This window comes from Pseudomonas sp. XS1P51 (assembly GCF_054897845.1).
Window position 1 is genome coordinate 1,251,506 of sequence record NZ_CM142707.1, and the last position, 22,004, is coordinate 1,273,509.

A 22,004-nucleotide genomic window follows, 5' to 3' on the forward strand; every position below is an offset into this window, starting at 1 on the left:
TATGCACGATTGAAAAGCTCAGCGCGGTTGCAACGGCAAGAAATCGCTGCTGGCCAACGCCTTGCTGATGATTCCATGATAGATAGCAATTTGTTGCTTCGGATCTTTAGCCTTGGCCATGGCCGATTCGTAGGTTTCGAAACGTTGTTCCCTGGTTTTCAGATGCGTCTGGGTGTAGTCAGCCTTGGCATCCTCTGCGTTGGCGTAGTGAAAATGCGCATACCACCAGGGTTGATTTTCATTATTCAACAAGACGTATTCCTGCATGAAATCCTTGCGTCCGGTTTTCAACTGAACCCGGTTACCGATGATTCGTGCAAAAATTGCATTGCGCCTCAGCAGATACTCCACGCCCTCGCTACTGGGCGGCCGGGCGAGGGTCATGCGAGTGCGAAGCTCGCTCGCCTTAGTGTCGAGGACGTGCGCCTTGTCCCGGAGTTCGCTGATCAGCGAGGCGTCTGGATCGCGGTTGGCCGGAGGACTTTCGTGCTGTTCCAGGCCATCGGCGTACCCGATCAGTTTTTGTGCCTCACGTTGCAATTGCTCTTCGATTTCCTTGGGCGAACTGGCGCGTTGCGCGTAACCCTCGATCTTTTGCACATGCTTATCGACATCGGCCAACGCTTTGCGGGCATCACCCTTGATCTGTTGATAGGAGCGCGGGGCCCTGGGCGATACGGGTTTGACATCGACGACTTCTACCCAGACATTGGGCTCGTGTTCGTGGAACGAAGCCAGTGGCCTTTCTTCGAACGGGTGGTTGATGTCGACAATGTCGCCTCCCTGGTTGGCGACTCGTTGGCGAAGATCACCGATCAACGCGCCTTTGGCGGTTTTGATAACCCGCTTGCGACTGGACCATGAATAAGGACGCTTCACCGGTGGCTTGCTGGAGCCTGATGCAGAGGTTGATGGCTCCTCTGTTTGCGGCAGCAGTTGCAGCGTGTCGGCCAGACGTTGTTCGGCATCGATACGCAGTTGATCAATGAGCTCGCGCAGACGGTTGAAGGGGTGTGTCTGCAATTCATCGGTACTGAAAATGCTGATCGTCTCAAGACCGTCCTGCGCCTTGTTGTACTGATCGACCAGATTCTCCAATACGGCAATCCGGTCGCGGTCGGTATAGGTGTGCTCCGTTTGCAGTTCGGCATGCGAGCGAGACAGCAGCAGCAATGGGCTGAGCGTTCGTTCAAGCACACCCATGGTGTTGCTTCCCAGGGCTTTGAGACTGAGCAGGCGCAAGACGCTCAACTGATAGCATTTGACTCGCAGTGCCGTCATTTCATTTTCAGGCCTGTTGCCGGTCAGTCGCTTCCAGTACTCGCTGCCCAGGCGAGGGATCTGCTTGAGCTCCTGCAGCCGAGTGTCTACCTGTTCAAAAAGCTTGATCATGGTTTCGTTGATTTCAGCGGTTTTTCGCATGAATTCAAAGTATCGATCCAGCACCACGTCGCCTTCGCTGATTATCGCTTCGTGTAAATGTTCAACGCCATTTCTCAAATCCGCGTACTTGAGCTCGGTAGCTTCGCGTTCCCAGTCAGCGATGACGATCCGTTTGCGAGTATTGTTGATGAGATTTTCCGACAGGCTGCACAACTGCACAGGATCCGGATCGGATTTGCGCAATTCGCTCAACTCCCTGGTCTCGGCCAACAGCGTGGCGTAGTTTTCCGTCTGTTTGTCCAACTCATCAACGAAGCGTTGCCTGTACGTGGCGCGTTCGGGCTCGGTGCTGGCGGGATCGTTTTTCTTCAGTTGCATCAGGTTCTCAGCAATGTCGACACGCTTCTGCACCCGCGCTTGCTGGTCCACGAATTCCTGACGATTGAGTTCCAGCAGGCTGATGCGTTGCTGCGTCATTTCTCGTTGGGCGTTGATTCGCGCATTGCGTCCGCCGCCGAGCAGCTTCAGCCCCTGATCCAGCGTCCAGTGGCCATTTCCATTGGTTTTGAGCTTGATCCCCGGATGATCCGGGTGCTCCGGATGTATTAGATACGCCTCGCCGAACCCGGGCACGATACTGACGCGAAACAGCAGGCCGGCGACGGTGGCGTGCCAGTTGTTGCCGATCAGGTATAAGCCTTTGAAGGCACCGGTGGCAACGGGCTCGGGCAGCGGTGTCGGCCATGGCACCTGAACCTCCCGCAAGGTGTTGAACATACGGGCGGAAGCCGAATCGCGAGCGCTCGACAGGTTGAAGTCCAGCAGGGTATTGCCGCTGCCCGGCGGCTCGGAGGGCAGGCCCGGCGTATCCTGGGTGATGGTCGATTCGGTGGGCCATGAGAACGTCTGCGAAGGACGACGCAAGGAGGCGAGGGCGTCCGGAACGGCCGTCGTTATGTTGTCGGAAACTGCCGGGGCTCCTTCCTCTCGGGCGACATGCAGAACCAGCAGGCCAATGTTCAACAGCACATCGATCCATGCCAGGTTCCGCGCTTTCGGGTCATCACTGTCCAGCGCTGGCAGATCGTTGATCAGGCTGTGGGCAATTTGCAGCATCCAGCCCACCACCATGGCGGGGCCGCGCAACAACGGCAGAATCACGTTGTTGAACACCAGCCAGCCACCTTCCAGGATGATTGCCCAACGGCTCTCGACATTAGACACCGATTGCCGGTCAGCCAGATCGATCAGTGCGCGTGCGTTGCTGGTGAACAGACTGGCCAGCAATCGACCTTCTTCCAGTGCTGTGAGCCAGTCACCGACGGCCTCGTCGCCCGCCAGAATCGCTGGCTTCGGTTTTTCCGGGTGGGTGAACTCGTCACCGGTATGGAAGTGGACAATGTGAGGTTCATTGAATCCGTTATTGTCGTAGATCGGCCGTGCGCGATCCGGCAGCCAGGTCAGCACGCTGGTTTGCAACTGACCCGCTTGAGCGATCGCATCCAGCAAGTCCTGACGACTGGGGTACTGGTGAAGGGATTCTGAGTACAGCGGTCGGTAAAGAATATGGGGGCCGTCTGCGTCCAGGTCTTTTGGTTCGATGATGAACATGTTGCTGACCACATCACACGTGGCGCCGGCCTTGCGTTGAAATGCCAAAGGCCTGATGACAATCGACTGCTCTTCAACGATTCGCTCGGCAGCCAGTGGATGGAACAATGCTTCGACATATCGATAGCCCAGGAGGTCAAAGCCCTGTTCACCCTTGATCGAGTGTTCCAGGGCACGCAGCGGTAAATGTATGCCCAGTTCCAGACCAAAGAGTCGCAGACGTTCCCTGGTTTCGGGGCTATCCCCAAGCAACTGCGTCTCGATGTATTCGGGGTAATGTTTTCCGACATCGATCCGGCTCACCAGATCCAGCAAATACGCCTCGGTGGTCCAGTCTTGAATCAGCTGGTTCCCGGTGTGGCGGATGGTCATCCGGCCTTTGGGCTTGCTGGCGAGATTGTTGATCGCCAGATCGGTCAGGGACATTTTGACGGGCTCGAGATAGCCGCTGCCCAAATCACCGACAGGCACATGAAAGGTCAGTTCCAGCTCATCGGACTTGTAGCCGGGCGCCAGGGGCTGGTCTTTGAGCATTTGCTCATGCAGCGCATTTCTGGCGAACGTGCGAAGGTCAACCACGTCGTCGCGCAGCGAGCGTCCCTCTGTCTGCTGTTTGACACTGGCCATCGACAACGTGTGTTTGCGCCACGCCATACGATCGGTGCTTCCCGCACCCTGCAACCACTCGGGGATCGTTGCCTGTAGGGATTGAAGGTGCGCCGGGTGGATGTCGCTGCCGATAAAACGGGCAGCCACATCGGTGATCGAATCAAAGCGCTTTTCAAGGTCGGCCAGGCTTTGAAATGCAGGCAGCTTGAGCGACTCCAGGTCTTCCAGTTGCTGGTTCAGAAGCAGGGCGGCCTGGGTGTCAAAGATATTGCCGTCCGGTTTAAAACGTTTCCACGTAATGGAATCGACCATGAAATCTTGTTGAAGTCGCCCGCCCCACGCTTGACCGAAGGCTTGCAGGGACGGGAAGGACTCGATGTCGCCAGTGACGCTGCACAATAAATGGGTGTCACCACAAATCACCAGAATATCGGGCGTTTGCAGCGTGATGGACACTTCGCCTTTGGTCAGCGTGGCTTGAAGCGTGCAGGCTTCGATTGCGCCTTTCGCCCAAGGGCGCTGAAGGCGTTCCCGGTTGTCTGGTTGGCGGGTCAATTGCGTGAGGATCTCGGCCTGTAACGTATCGCTCGTCGCCAGGCGCGTAGCGGACGTTTTCAACAGGCTCGCGAGCAGATCCCCCAGCCATTGCCAGCGACTGACGCCGGTTTGGTCTTTTTCGTTCCAGCAGGTCGTCAATGTTTCCTGAGCGCCGATGTAAAGAATACCGGGCAGTTCACGGATGACATCCGCAATCTGTTGCATGTCGGGCAGAAGAGACGTTGTATTGTCGACGGTGAGTTGCGCAGGGGCGCGGTTTGTCAGAAAGCAGCTTCGACCGAATTGCTCGCCAAGGTCGGGAAACGCTCCGTTGGCCAGATAGTCGAGTACCACATCCACTAGCGGCGTGAGGCTCCAGGCGCCGCCAGGGATCGGTTGGGCAACTTTGGTTCGGTCAGGATCGAACGCCAGTTGCGGGTATTTTTCCAGAATGCCGTCCTTGAGCATGCGAGCAGTTTGCGAGCGTAATGTCGGTCGGGTATCGAATCGAGTCCTGACCGCGCGCGCGATGAGGTCGGTGTAGTCCGTGGTGGGTGGTGAGGCAGATGTCGGCATGATGCAATCCTTTGCATGGGAATTGCGCAAAAAATATAACCAGGGCGTGTTGGATGTGCGGTAGCCGGATACCGCACATCAGACGATTCGATGAGCTAAGGCTCTTTCGGATCGCCCATGAAAAAGCCGCAACCCAGGTTGCGGCTTGGTTACATCTCTAATTTCACACCAACCACTGTGGGAGCGGTGATCAGGAAGGATCGGTGCCGAGTACGACGTTCAGTGCACTTCGCGCATCATCGAGCTGTACGAGGGTGGCATGCCGCGCGCCTAATGCATCACGGTTTTCGATGGCGGTGAGGATCGCCTTGTGCCGAGGCAAGGCCAGTTCATGCAGGTTTGGCCGTTGGTTGGAATGCTTCAACGCTTCGGCAATCGCCACTGACAGCATGTTGCACAGGTTCGCCAGCAAGTCGTTGTGGGTCGCATCGGCAATGCGGCTGTGGAAATCCAGGTCCGGTTGCAACAGCGCTTCGGGGGTGGGGGCAGCTTCCATGCGTTGGTAGGCCTCACCAATGGAGGCGATGTCCTCGTCGGTGGCGAATTGCGCGGCGAGCGCAGCGGCAGCCGGCTCGATAATGCTGCGCACACTGGTCAGCAGATCGAAGAATTGATTCTGCGGGCTGCTTTGCATCAGCCAGTGCAAGACATCCGGGTCGAGCATGTGCCATTCCTTGCGCGGCTTGACCACCGTGCCGACCCGCGGACGGGAATACACCAGGCCCTTGGCGACCAGCACCCGGGTGGCTTCACGCAGCACCGGCCGGCTGACCGCGTACTCCTCGCACAACAGGGCTTCGGCGGGCAGTTTGTCGTCCGGTTTGAAGCGTCCCGAGACGATCTGCATGCCCAGTTCCTGGACGATGCGCGAGTGCATGCTTTTGCGGTCGGAGGGTTTGCGGTAATCCATGGGGAACGGCGCGATCCTGTGCGATGGGGTGCCGCACATGATAGCAGGCGCGGCGAGGACGGTCGCCAGAGCAAGCACGGTCCTGAATCAGATAAAAATCAAATGTAGGAGCGAGCCTGCTCGCGAAAGGGCCGTCACATCAGACACCAATGGTGGCTGACACTCCGCTTTCGCGAGCAGGCTCGCTCCCACATGGGGTTGATGGGGTTAGTGGGAGTGGCGCGGTACTTCAGAACCACGACAGCCGACCAGGAAGTCGAAATCACAGCCCTGATCCGCCTGCAGTACATGGTCGATGTACAGCTGACGATAGCCACCCACGATCAATTGCTGCGGCGGTTGCAGATCCGCCATGCGCGCCGCCAGTTCGGCGTCCGGGATGTCCAGGTGCAGGCGGCCATTGGCGCAATCGAGTTCGATCCAATCGCCTTCCTTCACCGTGGCCAAAGGCCCGCCGGCCGCTGCTTCCGGCGCGACGTGCAGCACAACAGTGCCATACGCAGTGCCGCTCATGCGCGCATCGGAAATACGCACCATGTCCGTCACACCCTGGGCCAGCAGTTTGGCCGGCAAGCCCATGTTGCCGACTTCGGCCATGCCCGGATAACCCTTCGGTCCGCAGTTCTTCATCACCAGAATCGAGTTGGCGTCGACATCCAGTTCCGGATCGTTGATCCGTGCCTTGTACATGTCGAAGTTCTCGAATACCACCGCACGGCCGCGATGCTGCATCAGCTCGGCGCTGGCGGCGGACGGTTTGAGCACGGCGCCGAGTGGCGCCAGATTGCCGCGCAATACGCAGATGCCGCCGTCGGCGCGGATCGGGTTGTCGAGGGTGCGGATCACTTCGTCCTGGCCGTAGATCGGCGCGTCCTTGGTGTTCTCGCCGAGGGTCTTGCCGTTGACGGTCAAGGCGTTCGGGTTGGGAATCAGATTGGCTTCACCGAGGCGGCGCAGCACCGCTGGCAGGCCGCCGGCGTAGTAGAACTCTTCCATCAGGAAGCGTCCGGACGGTTGCAGGTCGACGATGGTCGGCATGCCGCGACCGATACGGGTCCAGTCGTCCAGGTCCAGTTCCACGCCGATGCGACCGGCGATGGCTTTCAAATGGATCACGGCGTTGGTCGAACCGCCGATAGCGGCGTTCACGCGAATGGCGTTTTCGAAGGCTTCTTTCGTGAGGATTTTCGACAACCTCAAGTCTTCGCGAACCATCTCTACCGCACGCATGCCGGACATGTGCGCCAACACATAACGGCGCGCGTCGACCGCTGGAATCGCCGCGTTGTGGGGCAGGGACGTGCCCAGTGCTTCGGCCATGCACGCCATGGTCGAGGCAGTGCCCATGGTGTTGCAGGTGCCGGCCGAACGGGACATGCCGCCCTCGGCCGCAAGGAAATCGTCGAGGGTGATGGTGCCGGCTTTCACCTGTTCGCTGAGCTGCCAGACCACGGTGCCCGAGCCGATATCCTGGCCCTTGTGCTTGCCGTTGAGCATCGGTCCGCCGGTGACGACGATCGCCGGCACGTCGCAACTGGCCGCGCCCATCAGCAACGCCGGGGTGGTTTTGTCGCAACCGGTCAACAGCACCACGCCGTCGATTGGGTTGCCGCGAATCGCTTCCTCGACATCCATGCTCGCCAGGTTGCGGGTGAGCATGGCGGTCGGGCGCAGGTTCGATTCACCGTTGGAGAACACCGGAAATTCCACTGGGAAGCCCCCAGCCTCGATCACCCCGCGTTTGACGTGCTCGGCAATCTGGCGGAAATGCGCGTTGCACGGGGTCAGTTCCGACCAAGTGTTGCAGATGCCGATGATCGGCTTGCCATGGAACTGGTGGTCGGCGATGCCCTGATTCTTCATCCAGCTGCGGTACATGAAGCCGTTCTTGTCGGCGGTGCCAAACCATTGGGCGGAGCGCAGGGTGGGTTTGTTATCAGACATAATCGATTCTCTTATTGTATGACTATATTGTTCGAGTTGAAGCGTAACATAGGCGAAAATCCGGCTGTTTGGAAGTGTTGTTGATTAAATAGTATTACTATATAGTCGGCTCCAACGGAGGGATAGCCCTGACGGTTTTCCGTGAGAGGCGTCCCCCGAGGTTCTATAACAACAACAATCGGAGACCGATCTCATGAGCCAGGAATTGCGGCTTATTCGTCGCATCACGCTGAAACTGATTCCCTTCCTCATCCTGCTGTACCTGATCGCCTATGTGGATCGCTCCGCCGTAGGGTTCGCCAAGCTGCACATGGGCGCGGACCTCGGTATCGGCGACGCCGCCTACGGCCTCGGTGCGGGGCTGTTCTTCATTGGCTACTTCCTGCTGGAAATCCCCAGCAACCTGATGCTCGAACGTTACGGCGCGCGACGCTGGTTCGCGCGGATCATGGTCACCTGGGGCGCCATCACCATCGGCATGGCGTTCGTGCAGGGGCCGCACAGCTTCTATGTGATGCGCTTTCTGCTCGGTGCAGCGGAAGCCGGGTTCTTCCCCGGCGTTCTGTACTACATCACCCAGTGGTTTCCGGTTCGCCATCGCGGCAAGATCCTCGGGTTGTTCATCCTTTCCCAACCCATCGCCATGCTGATCACCGGCCCGGTGTCCGGCGGCTTGCTCGGCATGGACGGCATCCTCGGGCTGCATGGCTGGCAATGGCTGTTCATCGTCATCGGTGCACCTGCGATTCTGTTGACCTGGCCGGTACTGCGTTTTCTGCCGGACGGTCCGAAACAGGTGAAATGGATGGACCAGGCCGAGAAGGACTGGCTGACCGGTGAGCTGAAAAAGGACCTCGAAGAATACGGCCAGACCCGCCATGGCAATCCGCTGCACGCCCTCAAAGACAAACGCGTCTTGCTCCTGGCGCTGTTCTATCTGCCGGTGACGTTGAGCATCTATGGTCTGGGCCTGTGGCTGCCGACCTTGATCAAGCAGTTCGGTGGCACCGATCTGGTGACCGGCTTCGTGTCGTCGGTGCCGTACATCTTCGGGATCATCGGTTTGCTGATCATCCCGCGCAGTTCCGACCGCCTGAATGATCGCTACGGCCACCTGGCAGTGCTTTACGTGCTGGGCGCCATCGGCCTGTTCCTCAGTGCCTGGCTGACGGTGCCGGTGCTGCAATTGGCGGCGTTGTGCCTGGTGGCGTTCGCACTGTTTTCCTGCACGGCGGTGTTCTGGACCTTGCCGGGTCGCTTCTTTGCTGGCGCCAGTGCGGCGGCGGGGATCGCCTTGATCAACTCGGTGGGCAACCTCGGCGGCTACATCGGGCCGTTTGTGATTGGTGCGCTGAAGGAATACACCGGCAATCTGGCTTCGGGGTTGTACTTCTTGAGCGGCGTGATGGTGTTCGGGCTGATTTTGACCGGCGTGGTCTATCGGTTGCTGGAACGCAAGCACGTGTTGCCGGCGGATCAGTTTGCGGCGAGTGCGCGGGGCGCCAGCCGTACCTGACACTAGATCCCTTGTGGGAGCGAGCCTGCTCGCGATGGGGCCGTCACATTCAACATTATTGGCGACTGACACACCGCTATCGCGAGCAGGCTCGCTCCCACAGGGTGCAATGCCGACTTCAAAGCTGTTTACAGGAGAAAATCATGCGTTTAGTTCAGTTCGAATTGAGTAACGGCGAGCGCCGGGTCGGCGTGGTCGAGGGGGGCCTGGTGCGCGAAGTGCAGGACGCGCGCACGGTGCGCGACCTGGCGTTGGCGGCGATCGAGGCGGGCGTGAACCTTGAGCAACAGGTGAACACGCTGGGGCTGGGCATCAGTCACGACTATGCGGAGTTGCTGGCCAAGCTGCGCATCCTGCCGCCGCTGGATCACCCGGACCCGGCGCACATGCTGGTCAGCGGCACCGGCCTGACCCATTTGGGTAGCGCTTCTGCCCGGGACAAGATGCATCAGCAGGCCGGCGATGAAGCCGCGATGACCGACACCATGCGCATCTTCAAGTGGGGCGTAGAGGGCGGAAAACCGGTAGCGGGGCAGGCCGGCGTACAACCGGAATGGTTCTACAAGGGTGATGGCAGCATCGTCGTGCGTCCCGGCCAGCCGTTCCCGCTGCCGCCGTTTGCCGAAGACGCCGGCGAAGAGCCTGAGCTCAGTGGCCTGTATGTCATCGGCCATGACGGCAAACCCTATCGCCTCGGGTATGCGGTGGGCAACGAGTTCTCCGACCACGTGATGGAGCGCAAGAATTACCTGTACCTGGCCCATTCCAAATTGCGCAGTTGCAGTTACGGTCCGGAGCTTCGGGTCGGTGAGTTGCCGCAACACCTGGCCGGCACCAGCCGTATTCTGCGCGACGGTGAAGTGCTGTGGCAGAACGAGTTCCTCAGCGGTGAGGCCAACATGTGCCACAGCCTGGCGAACCTCGAATACCACCATTTCAAGTACAGCCAGTTCCTGCGGCCGGGGGACGTGCACATTCATTTCTTCGGCACCGCGACCCTGTCTTTCGCCGACGGCATTCGCACCCGACCGGGCGATGTGTTCGAGATCAGCCAGGCCGAGTTTGGCGCACCGTTGATCAACGGTATTGCGCCGGTTGAAGCCGCCTTCGAACCGGGCACCATCGGCACCCTTTAAGGAGATACCCATGAGCCAGATTCCTGGTCACAATTACATCGGTGGTCAGCGCAGCGGCGCCGGCACCGTCAAACTTCAGAGTGTCGATGCCAGCACCGGCGAGGCGTTGCCCCACGACTTCTACCAGGCCACCCCGGAAGAAGTCGATGCCGCCGCCAACGCTGCCGCAGCCGCTTATCCGGCGTATCGCAGCCTGAGCGCGGAACGTCGTGCGCAGTTTCTCGATGCGATTGCCGATGAATTGGACGCCCTGGGCGATGAGTTCGTCGCCGTGGTTTGCCGCGAAACCGCGTTGCCGGCGGCACGGATTCAGGGCGAACGCGGTCGCACCAGTGGCCAGATGCGTCTGTTCGCCAAAGTGCTGCGTCGTGGTGATTTCTACGGTGCACGGATCGATCAGGCACTGCCGGATCGCCAGCCGTTACCGCGTCCCGACTTGCGCCAGTACCGCATCGGTCTCGGCCCGGTGGCCGTGTTTGGCGCCAGTAACTTTCCCTTGGCATTTTCCACGGCGGGCGGCGACACCGCTTCGGCATTGGCCGCCGGCTGCCCGGTGGTGTTCAAGGCTCACAGCGGCCACATGGCAACGGCCGAACGGGTCGCTGATGCGATCATCCGTGCCGCAGAAAAAACCGGCATGCCGGCGGGTGTGTTCAATATGATCTACGGCGGTGGGGTCGGCGAAGCGCTGGTCAAGCATCCGGCAATTCAGGCGGTCGGTTTTACCGGTTCGCTCAAGGGCGGTCGGGCGTTGTGCGACATGGCTGCCGCACGTGCCCAGCCCATCCCGGTGTTTGCCGAGATGTCGAGCATCAACCCGGTGATTGTTTTGCCGCAGGCGCTGCAAACCCGGGCTGAAACGGTCGCTCGTGACCTGACTGCTTCGGTGGTACAGGGCTGTGGTCAGTTCTGTACCAATCCTGGTCTGGTGATCGGGATTCGCTCACTGCAGTTCAGCGCGTTCGTGCAGCAAGTGGCCGGTATGATCGGCGATCAGGCGGCGCAAACCATGCTCAATGCCGGGACCTTGAGCAGCTATGGCAAAGGCTTGCAGACGCTTCACGCTCATCCTGGCATCGAACATTTGGCCGGCAGTCCGCAACAAGGCAACCAGGCCCAGCCGCAACTGTTCAAAGCCGATGTCAGCCTGTTGATCAACGGCGATGAAGTGCTTCAGGAAGAAGTCTTCGGCCCGACGACGGTGTTTGTGGAAGTCGCGGATCAGGCACAACTCAGTGCTGCGTTGAAGGGGTTGCACGGGCAACTGACGGCGACGGTCATTGGCGAGCCGGCGGACTTCGAACAGTTCGGCGAATTGACGGCGTTGCTGGAACAGAAGGTCGGGCGGATCCTGCTCAACGGTTATCCGACCGGCGTAGATGTCTGTGATTCGATGGTGCACGGCGGGCCGTATCCGGCGACCTCCGATGCGCGCGGCACGTCGGTGGGCACCTTGGCGATCGACCGTTTCCTGCGGCCGGTGTGCTTCCAGAACTACCCCGACAGCTTGCTGCCGGAGGCGTTGAAGAATGCGAATCCGTTGCGAATCCAGCGACTGGTGGATGGCAAACCATCCCGCGAGGCCCTCTAACGACGCAATCCCCTGTGGGAGCGAGCCTGTTCGCGATAGCGGGCCGACAGTCACCTTGATGTTGAATGCGCTGCCATCATCGCGAGCAGGCTCGCCCCCACATTGGGCTGAGCCGCAATGAGTTATCATGACGGCTTTCCCCCCTTCAAAGATTGACTGCCATGACCGCCGCAACCGACACCTTGCTCGACACCCTCGAACACTGCGATATGGTGGAAATCGACGGGCTGCACGCCTTCGAGTTCTCCCTTGATGAAGACGACAACCTGCACATCGAATGCATTGACGGCCGCGTGTCCAAACATTGGGAGTTCACCCCTGCGCAGATTCAGGCGGCAACCTTCGATCCCACCCTGCAAAGTTGGCTGATCACCGGTGATTCCGGCGAACACCGCTTGGTGTGCATGACCGCGTTTCGCGGTGATAACGACGATGAAGAAGTGAATGAGGATGCATAAGCTCTGGCCATTGTTGATGGCCGGCAGCATTGGCGCGATGGGCTTTCAGACGGCGTCCGCCGCCGACTATCAGCTACTGGTCGGCTCCTACACCGCCGGTCAGAGCCAGGGGATTTATCGCCTGAACTTCGACAGCACAACCGGGCAGATCGCCGCCAAACCCCTGCAAGTGATCAACAGTGAAAACCCGTCCTGGCTGACCCTGTCCAAGGATCAGCATCGCGTGTTCGTGGTCAACGAAAACGGCCCGGGGCAGGTCGATCCGGTAGGGCGCGTCAGCAGTTATGCGATCGATCCCAAGACCCGGGAGCTGAGCCTGATCAATCAGGTGCAGAGCCTGGGCAACGAGCCGACCCATTCAAGCCTCAGCGGTGATGCCAGCCACCTGTTCGTCAGCAATTATTCGGTGGCTGAAGATCCGGGCGGCACGTTGGCGGTGTTGCCGGTGGGCGCGGACGGCCGTCTCACACCCGTGGTACAGATGAGCAGCCATCCGGCCAGCCGGGTCAACCTCGAGCGGCAGATGTCGGCCCATGTGCATTCGACGATCTCGTCGCCGGACGGCAAGTACGTGTTTTCCAATGACCTGGGCGCGGACAAAATCTTTGTCTATCGCTTCGACCCCAAGGCCAATCCGGAGCTGCCGTTGACCGCCGCTACACCTGCGTCCGTTCAGTTACCGCCCGGCAGCGGGCCGCGGCATTTGCTGTTCAGCGCCGATGGCAAGCACGCCTGGCTGACCATGGAAATGAGCGCACAAGTGGCCGTGTTCAATTACCAGGATGGCAAGCTTGAGCAAACGCAAATGGTCGATCTGGCGGCGGGGCAGCCCGCGTCGGACAAGGCTGCCGCGGCGCTGCACGTGTCTGCCGATGGCAAGTTCCTCTACGTCAGCAACCGTGGCACGGCCAATCAGTTGCTGGTGTTCGCCATCGACCCTGCGACCGGCCACCTCAAGGAGCTGCAGCGCCGTTCGGTGGACGGTGATCACCCGCGCGAATTCAGCCTCGATCCGAGTGGCAAATTCCTGTTGATCGCCAACCAGAAGAGCAACCAGATTGTCGTGGTCGAACGCGATGCGAAGAGCGGTCTGCTGGGTAAAACGGTGCAGAAACTGTCGATGGATGCGCCGAGCGACCTCAAGTTCCTGGTGCGTCAATAGGCCGCAGGCCCCGGTTGATGGGGCCTGCGTCCCTCTATCAATGAGACTGATATTTGGAAGTGCTACAAAGCATTTCAAGGCGCTGACCCTCGGAGGTTAAGTTTGCTTCACGGCCCCACCGGGCAAGCAAGCCAACTGAATCCGAGGAATACGCCATGAACTTCAATCTCTTCTCTGTCATCGCCGCTTCCGCTATCTCTGCCACCGTGGCTTTGCCAGCCAGTGCCAACGTTGAAATCAGCGACAAAAAATCCCACACCCAGAGCTACACCCAGAAATACCTGCAACAGAGCGCCAACTTCTACGCCGCCCTGGATCACAAAACCCAAGCCTGAAATGTAAGCCCTGCACCCTTTATGCAGGAGCGAAGTCACTTGCGTGGATCAAGCTGAAAAGCTTCGAGAAACCCTGAGTGATGTCGCTCCTGCATAACGCGTTTACGACAGCATCATATTGCTATCAATGCAGCGCTTGATATCACATGGCCATGAGTTTAAATTTGACGCTACGTTATTGACTCCTTCTCTAATAAAAAGGATCGACAACATGGCGATGCGTCTGGCCGTGGTTCTTCTGTTTCTCTACTCAACGCCTATTTTATCGGCTGCTCCGTCCATTCCTGGTGAACCGGACGCGGCGCACGAGCGCATGATGAGTATTATTGAAGACTGAAATAGACTGGCTTAATGATCAACGAAGCTGATGGTTACTATGGATAACCCTGAGTGGTTATCACGGCTTCTTTGATCGATTCTGTGGGCACTGAAACATGCCCACGGAGATCACCATGGCCAGCTCAATCCTCACTTCTGCCAAATACGGCGCCTACCTGGCCATCGGTCTTTACGTGGTCCTGGTGCTGGTTGTCAGCCTCTCGCCTCAATCGCAACAAACCCTCGACGCGCCGATTCAAGTCGTTCATCCCGGCATTCAGTTCGAACACCGCGCTCAAAACGCGATGGTCGATTACGCAGACGTGGCGGGAGCGGTCGGAGCATGAAAGGAGGCAAACTCTGGGTCATTGCTTTCCTGGCATTCATGACCAATGGATCTTCCCTGTTGGGCATCGGGCAGGCCTCGGCCGGGTCGGTGGCACGGGCTATCGAAGCCAATCACAACCTCGCCCGTAACATCGAAACCGCTAAGGCACTTGGCTTGTTGGCCGGCAATCCGCCAATGAAACGCCAGGAAGATTTCTTCGGGCCGTTCCATATCGATTGCTCAATGCTGGAGATGTGTGAAGTGTTGGCATAACTCTAAGCAGCGCTGCTATTTGTAGCAGCTGGCGAAGCCTGCGTTCGGCTGCGAAGCAGTCGCCTATCCGGTATGTCAAATATAACTGGAAGACCGCATGCTCTGGTTTTACGACTGCTTCGCAGCCGAACGCGGGCTTCGCCAGCTGCTACGGGACGTGAGTAGTTACTTGTGCATCACGCCGCTAAATAGCTCCGATTCGATAAACCGCTGCAACCACCCCTGCAAACGCCGATAGGACGTCTGCCCGAACCACTCGCGATCGACATGGGCGAATTGCCGCACGAACGGCATCAGCGCCACATCCGCCAGACTCGGGTGCGCCGCCAGCAAATAGTCGCGGCCCTCCAGCAGTTCATCGAGCTTGCGCAAAAACACTTCGCCCTCGGCGCGGTAAAACGCCATCGGTTGCTCGGGATAACGTTCGGCGTATTTGTAGCGATTCAGATGCACCTTGAACGCCTGATCGTTCTCTTCGATCAGCTCGGCGATGAGCTGTTGCCCGGCAGGATCATCCTTGAGCAACCAGTCTTGCGGATCGTTCTGCGCCAGGGCCCAGTGCATGATCGACAGGCTTTCATCGATCACCTGACCGTCCACGCTCAGCACCGGCACCGTGCCTTTGCTCGACAGCGCGAGCATCTCGGCCGGCTTGGCCTTCAGGCTGACCTCGACGATGTGCACGGCAACCCCGCAGTAACGCAGGGCCATGCGCGCCCGCATCGCGTAAGGGCAGCGGCGGAAGGAATACAACGTATTCATTTCACCTCCAGGGTACTCAGCCCGTTGCCCTGACGATGGACCTGAATTTGCACCGGAATCCGTTCATGCATTTCCTGAACATGGGAAATGACCGCGACCTTGCGACCCTGAGCCTGCAAACCGTCGAGGGCGTCCATCGCCAGTTGCAGGGATTCCGGATCAAGGCTGCCGAAGCCTTCATCGATGAACAGCGATTCGATTTTCAGCGTGCTCGAAGCCATCGACGCCAGACCCAGTGCCAAGGCCAGCGATACCAGGAACGTCTCGCCACCGGACAGCGAATGCACCGAACGCAGTTCGTCGCCCATCTCGGTGTCCATCACCAGCAACCCCAACATGCTGCCGCCGCGTTTCAAGCGATAGCGCCGCACCAGTTGCCGCAACTGGACGTTGGCGTGATGCACCAGCAGGTCCAGGTTGTAGGCCTGGGCGATCTTGCGGAAGGTGTCGCCAGTGGCCGAGCCGATCAACGCATTCAGGCGGGCCCAGCGCTGGTACTCGGTGTAGGCGTCAGCGATCTGTTGCGCCAACGCCTGATTGGCGTTTTGTCGGCGCTGATCCTCAGCCTGTTCGGCACGCAGTTCGGCGCAGCGGTGTTCGCTGGCGGCGAACAGGTTTTGCAATTCGGTGAGCTTCGCCGCGAGTTGATCGACGTCGAGATTGCCGTTGTGTTGAGCTTGATGATTGAGCAGACGCTGATCTCGCTCCTGCAACAGCACCTTGAACTGTTCGATGGCTTTTTCGCTTTGCTGCAAGTGTTGACGCAGCTCGCTGACCTGCTGGTCGTCGATGCTCAGCAGTGCTTCCAGGCCGCCGTCGTCCAGTTCCGGGTGCAAGGCACGCCAGTCGGCAATCCTGGCGCTCAGCTCACGGTCTTCGGTTTCCAGCGCGAGCAGGCGTTCTTGCTGGGCCTTGAGTTCGGCGGCCAGTTGCACCAGTCCGGTACGCACGCGTTGCAGTTCCTGATTGGCTGTGGTCTCTGCATGGCGCGCCTGTTCGACGGCTTGATCCAGCTGCTGCTGCCATTGTTCGGCACTGCTGTGTTCGCCGAGCAATTGCGTGAGGTTTTGTTGGCAAGCCTGTTGCTGCTCGGCCAGTGCATTGAACTGCTGCAGGGTGGCTTCCAGTTGTTGGACGCGGGTCTGCTGGCGATCCTGTTCTTTCTCCAGGGTCTGTTGGCGCTGCTGCTGTTCGCTGAGTTCGTCGCGTTGCTGGTCGAGTTGCTCCAGGCGCTGGGCGATCTGCCGGTCGAGCTGCATGAAGGTCGCGGCAGGTTCGTTGCGCAAGGCCTCCAGCGTATCGGCCGGGAGCAGGGTGCTGAACGCCGTCAGCTCTTCGTCCAGGCGCTGTCGATCATTGCTCAGCTCACGTTGCTGGTTGGCCAGGTGCTGGGTTGCTTGCAGGCTCGCCGTTTCGGCGTTGCGCAGCTGCTGTTGAAGGCGCGCGGCATCCTGTTGCAGGGTGAGCAGGGCGGTTTGCCGTTGTTCGTCCTGCGTGATGCTCTGGTTCAACTGACTGTTTTGCTGCATCAGCCAGGTATCGCGCCTGGCTTCGTCCTGAGTCAGCAACGACGTCGATAACGGGTGGGCTTCGAGGCTCGGCGCGAGGCTCTGCTGCTGGGTGGCGAGTTGTTCCTGCTGCTGCAAAAATTCCTTTTGCTGAGCAATCAGTCCGCCGACTTCACCGCGCAGGTCGGTGAGTTTTTCTTTCAACAGGTCGACGGCTTTCTGGGCGTTGGCCTGTTCGCTTTCATCGTGACGACCGAGGCTTTGCAGCAGTGCTTCAGGCTGATGGTAAGGATGGTCCGGGCTGCCACAAACCGGGCATGGCTGATCGTCCTGCAACTGCTCGCGCAGTTCTTCGACGCTGGCGCTGCGTGCCAGACGCTGGCGCTCAAGCAGTTCGCGGGTGACGGCCAGGGTCTGTTCGGCGACCGCCAATTCGTTCTTGGCCTTCACGCCGTCCTGGGTCAGGCGATCACGTTCCTGCTGGGCGGTGAGCTGGCGCTGTTGAAGCTCGGCGGCACGCTTGTCGAGCTCCTGTTGGCTGGCCCAGAGTCGTGTCAACTCTTCAAAGGCTCGCAGTTGCTTGCGGTTGTCCTGCAACAGGTTACCGAGCAGTTGGATCTGTTCGGCCACTGCCTCGGGCTCGGCACCGGCCTCTTTGTAAAGCACTTCCAGATGCTGCTTTTGCGCGACCAGTTCTTCGGCGGCACGGGTGGCGTTTTGTTCCAGGGCGGCCATTTCTGCCTGGCCCTTGTTCAAGCGATTGCCGATCAGCATCAGTTGTTGCAGGCGATCACGGTAGGCGTTCCATGCATCGCTCAATGGCGCCAGAGGGGCGCTTTGCTCAAGCTCCCCGACAATCCGCTGCAAGCGTTCCGCGACCTGTTTCTGCTGGTCGAGCAAACCTTGAATCGTCTGTTGGCCCTGGGTGCAGGCCAGTTCAGCCTGCTGCTTGAGCTCGGCACTCAGGCTGGTTTCCTTGACCAGACGGGCGAGGGTGCTTTGCGCTTCAAAGGCCTGACGCAACAGCGGAACGCTTGAAGTGAGCTGGCCCTGGGCTTCGACCAGCGCGGTTTGCGCAGCGCTCAGGCTGTGTTCGAGTTGCGTCTGGCGCTCGCTCAACGCTGTTTGCTGTTGGGTGTGCTGTTGAATCTGCGCGGCCAGCGGGGTGAGCCGGGCGATGAGCTCGGTCTTGCGGGCGAACTGGTGTCGTTGCGGCGCCAGTTGCTCCAGGCGCATCAGTTTCAAGCGTTCGCTGGCCAGGCTGTCCCACTGCTGCCGGGCGCTGGTCAGTTGCTCGGCGGCGCTCTGTTGCTCGTCCTGCAACTGGCGTAACTCTTTCAGCCAAGTGTTTTGCAGCTCAAGTTGCTTGAGCTGCGCCTGCTGGTTCTTGAGTTGTTGCTGGGCTTCGTTGAAGCGCTCATCGAGTTCGGCGCGGGCTTCGGGCGAGAGCGGCGTGACCCCGGTGGCCTGATCCTGCAGCAGCTTGTGGGCTTCGCGGGCTTCTTTGGTCTTGTCGAAAGCGCGGCGACCGAGACGGGTGTAGAGCGCGGTGTCGGTGAGTTTTTCCAGCAGTTCGCTACGTTCGTTGTCGTTAGCCTTGAGGAACGCACTGAATTCGCTCTGGGCGAGCAACACGGCACGGGTGAACTGCTCGAAGTTCAGGCCGAGTACGGTTTCGAGCTGGGTTTTGAATTCGACTTTCTGACTGGCCAGCAGTTGATCCAGGTCGATGTCGCGCAGGCTCTGACGGCTGGCTTGCAGTTTTCCGCCGGCCTTCTCACGGGCGCGATTGGCCTCCCAGCGAGCGCGGTAGCGACGACCATCGATGCCCACGAAATCCACTTCGGCATACCCTTCACCGGTGCCGCGACGCAACAGCGTGCGGGGGTCGCCGGTGCCGATTTCACCGTCGGCGTCCGGCGCCTTGGCAGACACCTGAGCATTGCTCAGCCGAGGCACGGCGCCAAACAACGCCAGGCACAAGGCGTCGAGCAAGGTGCTTTTGCCGGCACCGGTGGGACCGGTGATGGCGAACAAACCGGCGCTGGCCAAGGGCTCTGCGGTGAAGTCGATTTCAAAAGGCCCGGCCAGTGAGGCGAGGTTTTTCAGGCGGATAGCGAGGATCTTCATGGCTGTTCGCTCTCCATCTGCACGTCTTGCAACAGCTCGGCGAAGTCCCTGAGGGTTTGCTCATCGACCTCGCTGCCGTAGTTGTCCTGCCAGGCGCGGCTGAACAGCTCCTGAGGCGAGAGCTGGTCCAGCTCGATCAACGTCGCGCCGTCTTCGATGCCATCGCGGCTGCCGTTGCCGGCGTATTCGGCAGCGATGCGCACCAGGCGCACGGCTTTGCCTTGCAGGGCGGTTTCGATTTGATGGCGCAGGTCGGGTTGCGGCTCGTCCAGACGCACCCGGACTTCCAGCCACGGCTGGCGCAGGGTGTCGGCCAGCAGATCGATGTTGGGCAGATCGGCCAGTTGCAGCAGGATGTCCGCCAGCGGCGCCGGGCCGATACGTTGCAGATTCACCGCCCGTGGAATCAGTTTCGGTTCGACGCTGACCAGGGTTTCACCGTCGAGCTGGATGTCGAGAATCTGGTGCTGATAACCGATCTCGGAGAACGACAACGGAATCGGCGAACCGCTGTAGCGAATGCGCTCTTCGCCGTTGACCTTCTGCGGCTTGTGCAAATGCCCGAGCGCCACATAGCTGATGCTCGGCCCGAACAGGCTGGCGGGCAGGGCTTCGGCGTTGCCAATGATCAGGCTGCGCTCGGAGTCTTCGGACACCGAACCACCGGCCATGTGCGCATGACTGATGGCGATCAGCGCCTGGCCCGGTTTGCGCTTGGCGTTGGCCGCTTCAATCAGCCATTCGTGAACCTGACCGATGCCACGCAAATAGTTATCGCCCAAATGCGCACCGGTCACTTCGGCGGGGCGCAGGAACGGCAGCGCCAGGCACCACGCGACGGTTTTGCCTTTGGCGTCCGGCAGTGGCAGCAGCAAGCGCTCGGCGTCGAGTTGTCCGTCATCCAGCCACAGCACACGACCCAATGCGTGCGTGCGCAAACGGCGCATCAGCGGCGCGGGCAGTTCGATACGCGAACCGGAGTCATGGTTGCCGGCGATCATCACGATGGTCAGCTTTGGCTGCTGCTCATGGGCGCTGACGATGAAATCGTAGAGGCGTTCCTGGGCTTTGACCGGTGGGTTGACCGTGTCGAAGATGTCGCCGGCGATCAGCAGCACATCGGGCTGATCCAGCTTCAGCTGACGCAACAGCCAGTCGAGGAAACAACCGTGTTCGAAATCGCGTTCCTGGCCGTGCAGGTTCTGCCCAAGGTGCCAATCGGAGGTGTGAAACAGACGCAAGGCGAACTCCGCAATGAATAATCAGGTGATGGCCGCGAGAGAAATGAATGCGGCGAAAGGGGAGAGAGTTTACTGGCAAATGCTTTGGGTTGCTGAAGGGGTTCTTGCAGAGCTCCGAACATTGGGAAACCGACCAACAACGGGACGACCTGTTACTTCTGACAGTATTAGCGGCTGAGGGCTGGGCGTTTAATGGCTGCGGAGGGTATGGATCCCTTGCAGCGATTAAACAAACGTGGAGAAATACTATGTCACAGCGTAATCCGAACACGAACAGCCGAAGCATCACCCCCTTTCACGGTCACGTCTTTTCTCCCTCTTCCCGGGCCTATTTTGCCTGGCTGGAAGGGAAGCTGGATGAAGGCGCGCTGAACCAGCGGGAGTCCGGAAAACATTTCCCGCAGACCGTTGGCGGCTTGAAGGATCCTTTGGCTCCGGACGATGTGCTCAGCGCCATGCCACCTCTGGATGGAAAGATTGCCAGCGCGGGCCAACTGACCGGTGCGTTTCTTGATGAGCCCGGTGACCACTGGCAAAAGCACTAAGTGAGTAGTGGCGAATCTTTGCCTGTCTCATGGAGCTTTACTGCAAACCACCCCGCCAGGCGCTGGGACTACTTCATAACCGAGGAAGATTGGGACTCCAGCAAGCCCCTGGCGCGTAATCAGTTCGGCGCGAAGCCGTTTTATACGGTGCAAAACAATTGGCAACCATTCTGGAAATATCCAGATAAATTGATGCCACCTTCCCCCACCGAACATGAAGTCCCGCTCCCCAAGCGTGAGGGCTACCACGTGTTACTGGCTATTTATGTCGTTGCCGATACGGGGATGGCTTTCTATCAGGTCGTTGATCTGGATTTCAAGAAGCCCGACGGAGTTGAACGTCCCGATACACCTACCGGCCTGAAAGCCAGCGACATAACGAACAAACAAGTGAAGTTGACCTGGAATCTTGCGATTGGTCCTTACCCCATCGACTTTTACCGTATTACGTGTAATGGGACGAGCACGGTTGATATCAAGGAGCCGATTACAGAGTGGACTGATCGTAGCGTTGCTGCCGAAACCCTATATGAGTACTTCATCTGTGCAGTCGATGTTCGCGGCAATTTTTCTATGCCTAGTCGGGCCATTCAAGTACGTACGTTGGCAGAAGATGGGGCTCCCACCGCGCCGTTGAACCTGCATAGCATGGGCCAGACATCGACCAGCATCAGCTTGATGTGGGGCGTCTCAACCGGTAGCGCACCGATTGTGAACTACCTGATTTACCGTGACGGTCGAGAAGTCAAATCCGTGAGTGGAAGCCAGACCTCGGTTGACGATACGGGTCTGACGCCGGATACCACCTACCAGTATTCTGTGAAAGCGCTCGATCTGAACGGAAAGCTGTCCCCCCCCAGTAACGTCCTGTCCGTCAAGACACTAAGTGGTAGTGGTCAGGATCCGGCGTGGGAGCTGAATGCCAAGTATGAAAAAAATGCGCGGGTCAGTCATTCCGGGAGCATCTGGAGTTGCATTCAGGCGCATATTTCCTACGTGGCGGAGTGGGCGCCGGGGGAGGGTGACAATGTGCTTTGGAAAAAAATAACCTGACCTTTGCACTGGAACAATCATCCCGAGGGAGGTTGTTCCAGATCGCCTTTAGTTGCAGCTGGCGAAGCCTGTGGCGAG

17 protein-coding genes are annotated in these 22,004 nt (G+C 59.2%); 11 read left to right on the forward strand and 6 right to left on the reverse strand.

Going from position 1 to position 22,004, the window contains the following annotated elements; all coding sequences use genetic code 11:
* Positions 1-18: 18 nt before the first annotated feature.
* The 3 genes from ACYZUD_RS05945 to ACYZUD_RS05955 all read right to left on the reverse strand — a co-directional run bounded on the left by ACYZUD_RS05945 (position 19) and on the right by ACYZUD_RS05955 (position 7,570).
* The gene (locus ACYZUD_RS05945; RefSeq protein ID WP_462023070.1) at positions 19-4,716 is read right to left on the reverse strand and encodes a dermonecrotic toxin domain-containing protein; all 4,698 of its coding nucleotides are present in this window, start codon (positions 4,714-4,716) and stop codon (positions 19-21) included.
* A gap of 190 nt (positions 4,717-4,906) precedes the next feature.
* Positions 4,907-5,626 (reverse strand): FadR/GntR family transcriptional regulator, encoded by a 720-nt coding sequence (locus ACYZUD_RS05950; RefSeq protein WP_462023071.1) that lies wholly within the window; start codon positions 5,624-5,626, stop codon positions 4,907-4,909.
* 207 nt (positions 5,627-5,833) lie between these two features.
* On the reverse strand, positions 5,834-7,570 hold the full coding sequence (locus ACYZUD_RS05955) for an IlvD/Edd family dehydratase (protein ID WP_462023072.1): 1,737 nt from the start codon (positions 7,568-7,570) through the stop codon (positions 5,834-5,836).
* A 193-nt stretch (positions 7,571-7,763) separates the two neighbouring features.
* Here ACYZUD_RS05955 and ACYZUD_RS05960 point away from each other — a divergent pair, with 193 nt between their 5' ends.
* The 9 genes from ACYZUD_RS05960 to ACYZUD_RS06000 all read left to right on the forward strand — a co-directional run bounded on the left by ACYZUD_RS05960 (position 7,764) and on the right by ACYZUD_RS06000 (position 14,687).
* Entirely contained in the window at positions 7,764-9,086 is a 1,323-nt protein-coding gene (locus ACYZUD_RS05960) for an MFS transporter (protein WP_462023073.1), read from the forward strand.
* 143 nt (positions 9,087-9,229) lie between these two features.
* Entirely contained in the window at positions 9,230-10,222 is a 993-nt protein-coding gene (gene araD1 / locus ACYZUD_RS05965) for an AraD1 family protein (RefSeq protein ID WP_462023074.1), read from the forward strand.
* 10 nt (positions 10,223-10,232) lie between these two features.
* Positions 10,233-11,813, forward strand: coding sequence for an aldehyde dehydrogenase (NADP(+)) (locus tag ACYZUD_RS05970; RefSeq protein ID WP_462023075.1), 1,581 nt, complete (start codon positions 10,233-10,235; stop codon positions 11,811-11,813).
* Positions 11,814-11,974: 161 nt separating this feature from the next.
* On the forward strand, positions 11,975-12,271 hold the full coding sequence (locus tag ACYZUD_RS05975; RefSeq protein ID WP_462023076.1) for a DUF5629 family protein: 297 nt from the start codon (positions 11,975-11,977) through the stop codon (positions 12,269-12,271).
* Positions 12,258-13,433 (forward strand): lactonase family protein, encoded by a 1,176-nt coding sequence (locus tag ACYZUD_RS05980; RefSeq protein ID WP_462023077.1) that lies wholly within the window; start codon positions 12,258-12,260, stop codon positions 13,431-13,433. The genes ACYZUD_RS05975 and ACYZUD_RS05980 overlap by 14 nt, the downstream gene beginning before the upstream one ends.
* Before the next feature lie 155 nt (positions 13,434-13,588).
* Positions 13,589-13,768, forward strand: a complete 180-nt coding sequence (locus ACYZUD_RS05985; RefSeq protein WP_031318838.1) for a hypothetical protein — start codon at positions 13,589-13,591, stop codon at positions 13,766-13,768.
* A 211-nt stretch (positions 13,769-13,979) separates the two neighbouring features.
* Positions 13,980-14,105 (forward strand): hypothetical protein, encoded by a 126-nt coding sequence (locus tag ACYZUD_RS05990; protein ID WP_462023078.1) that lies wholly within the window; start codon positions 13,980-13,982, stop codon positions 14,103-14,105.
* 115 nt (positions 14,106-14,220) lie between these two features.
* The gene (locus ACYZUD_RS05995) at positions 14,221-14,433 is read left to right on the forward strand and encodes a hypothetical protein (protein WP_462023079.1); all 213 of its coding nucleotides are present in this window, start codon (positions 14,221-14,223) and stop codon (positions 14,431-14,433) included.
* Positions 14,430-14,687, forward strand: a complete 258-nt coding sequence (locus tag ACYZUD_RS06000) for a hypothetical protein (RefSeq protein ID WP_462023081.1) — start codon at positions 14,430-14,432, stop codon at positions 14,685-14,687. The genes ACYZUD_RS05995 and ACYZUD_RS06000 overlap by 4 nt, the downstream gene beginning before the upstream one ends.
* A 165-nt stretch (positions 14,688-14,852) precedes the next feature.
* On the opposite strand, the gene ACYZUD_RS06005 is transcribed toward ACYZUD_RS06000, so the two are convergent.
* The 3 genes from ACYZUD_RS06005 to ACYZUD_RS06015 are packed head-to-tail and all read right to left on the reverse strand — an operon-like array spanning position 14,853 to position 20,328.
* A complete protein-coding gene (locus ACYZUD_RS06005) occupies positions 14,853-15,449 on the reverse strand; it encodes a glutathione S-transferase (RefSeq protein WP_462023082.1) in 597 nt (198 codons plus the stop codon).
* Entirely contained in the window at positions 15,446-19,087 is a 3,642-nt protein-coding gene (locus ACYZUD_RS06010) for an SbcC/MukB-like Walker B domain-containing protein (RefSeq protein WP_462023083.1), read from the reverse strand. The genes ACYZUD_RS06005 and ACYZUD_RS06010 overlap by 4 nt, the downstream gene beginning before the upstream one ends.
* Positions 19,084-20,328 (reverse strand): exonuclease SbcCD subunit D C-terminal domain-containing protein, encoded by a 1,245-nt coding sequence (locus tag ACYZUD_RS06015; RefSeq protein WP_462023084.1) that lies wholly within the window; start codon positions 20,326-20,328, stop codon positions 19,084-19,086. Before ACYZUD_RS06015 ends, ACYZUD_RS06010 begins: the two co-directional genes overlap by 4 nt.
* A gap of 248 nt (positions 20,329-20,576) precedes the next feature.
* On the opposite strand from ACYZUD_RS06015, the gene ACYZUD_RS06020 reads away from it, so the two are divergent.
* Complete coding sequence (locus ACYZUD_RS06020) at positions 20,577-20,873, forward strand: lytic polysaccharide monooxygenase auxiliary activity family 9 protein (RefSeq protein ID WP_462023085.1); 297 nt, start codon at positions 20,577-20,579, stop codon at positions 20,871-20,873.
* Positions 20,874-21,926 carry a lytic polysaccharide monooxygenase gene (locus ACYZUD_RS06025; protein ID WP_462023086.1) on the forward strand — a complete coding sequence of 351 codons (1,053 nt, stop codon included), beginning with the start codon at positions 20,874-20,876 and terminating at the stop codon, positions 21,924-21,926.
* Positions 21,927-22,004: the final 78 nt, after the last annotated feature.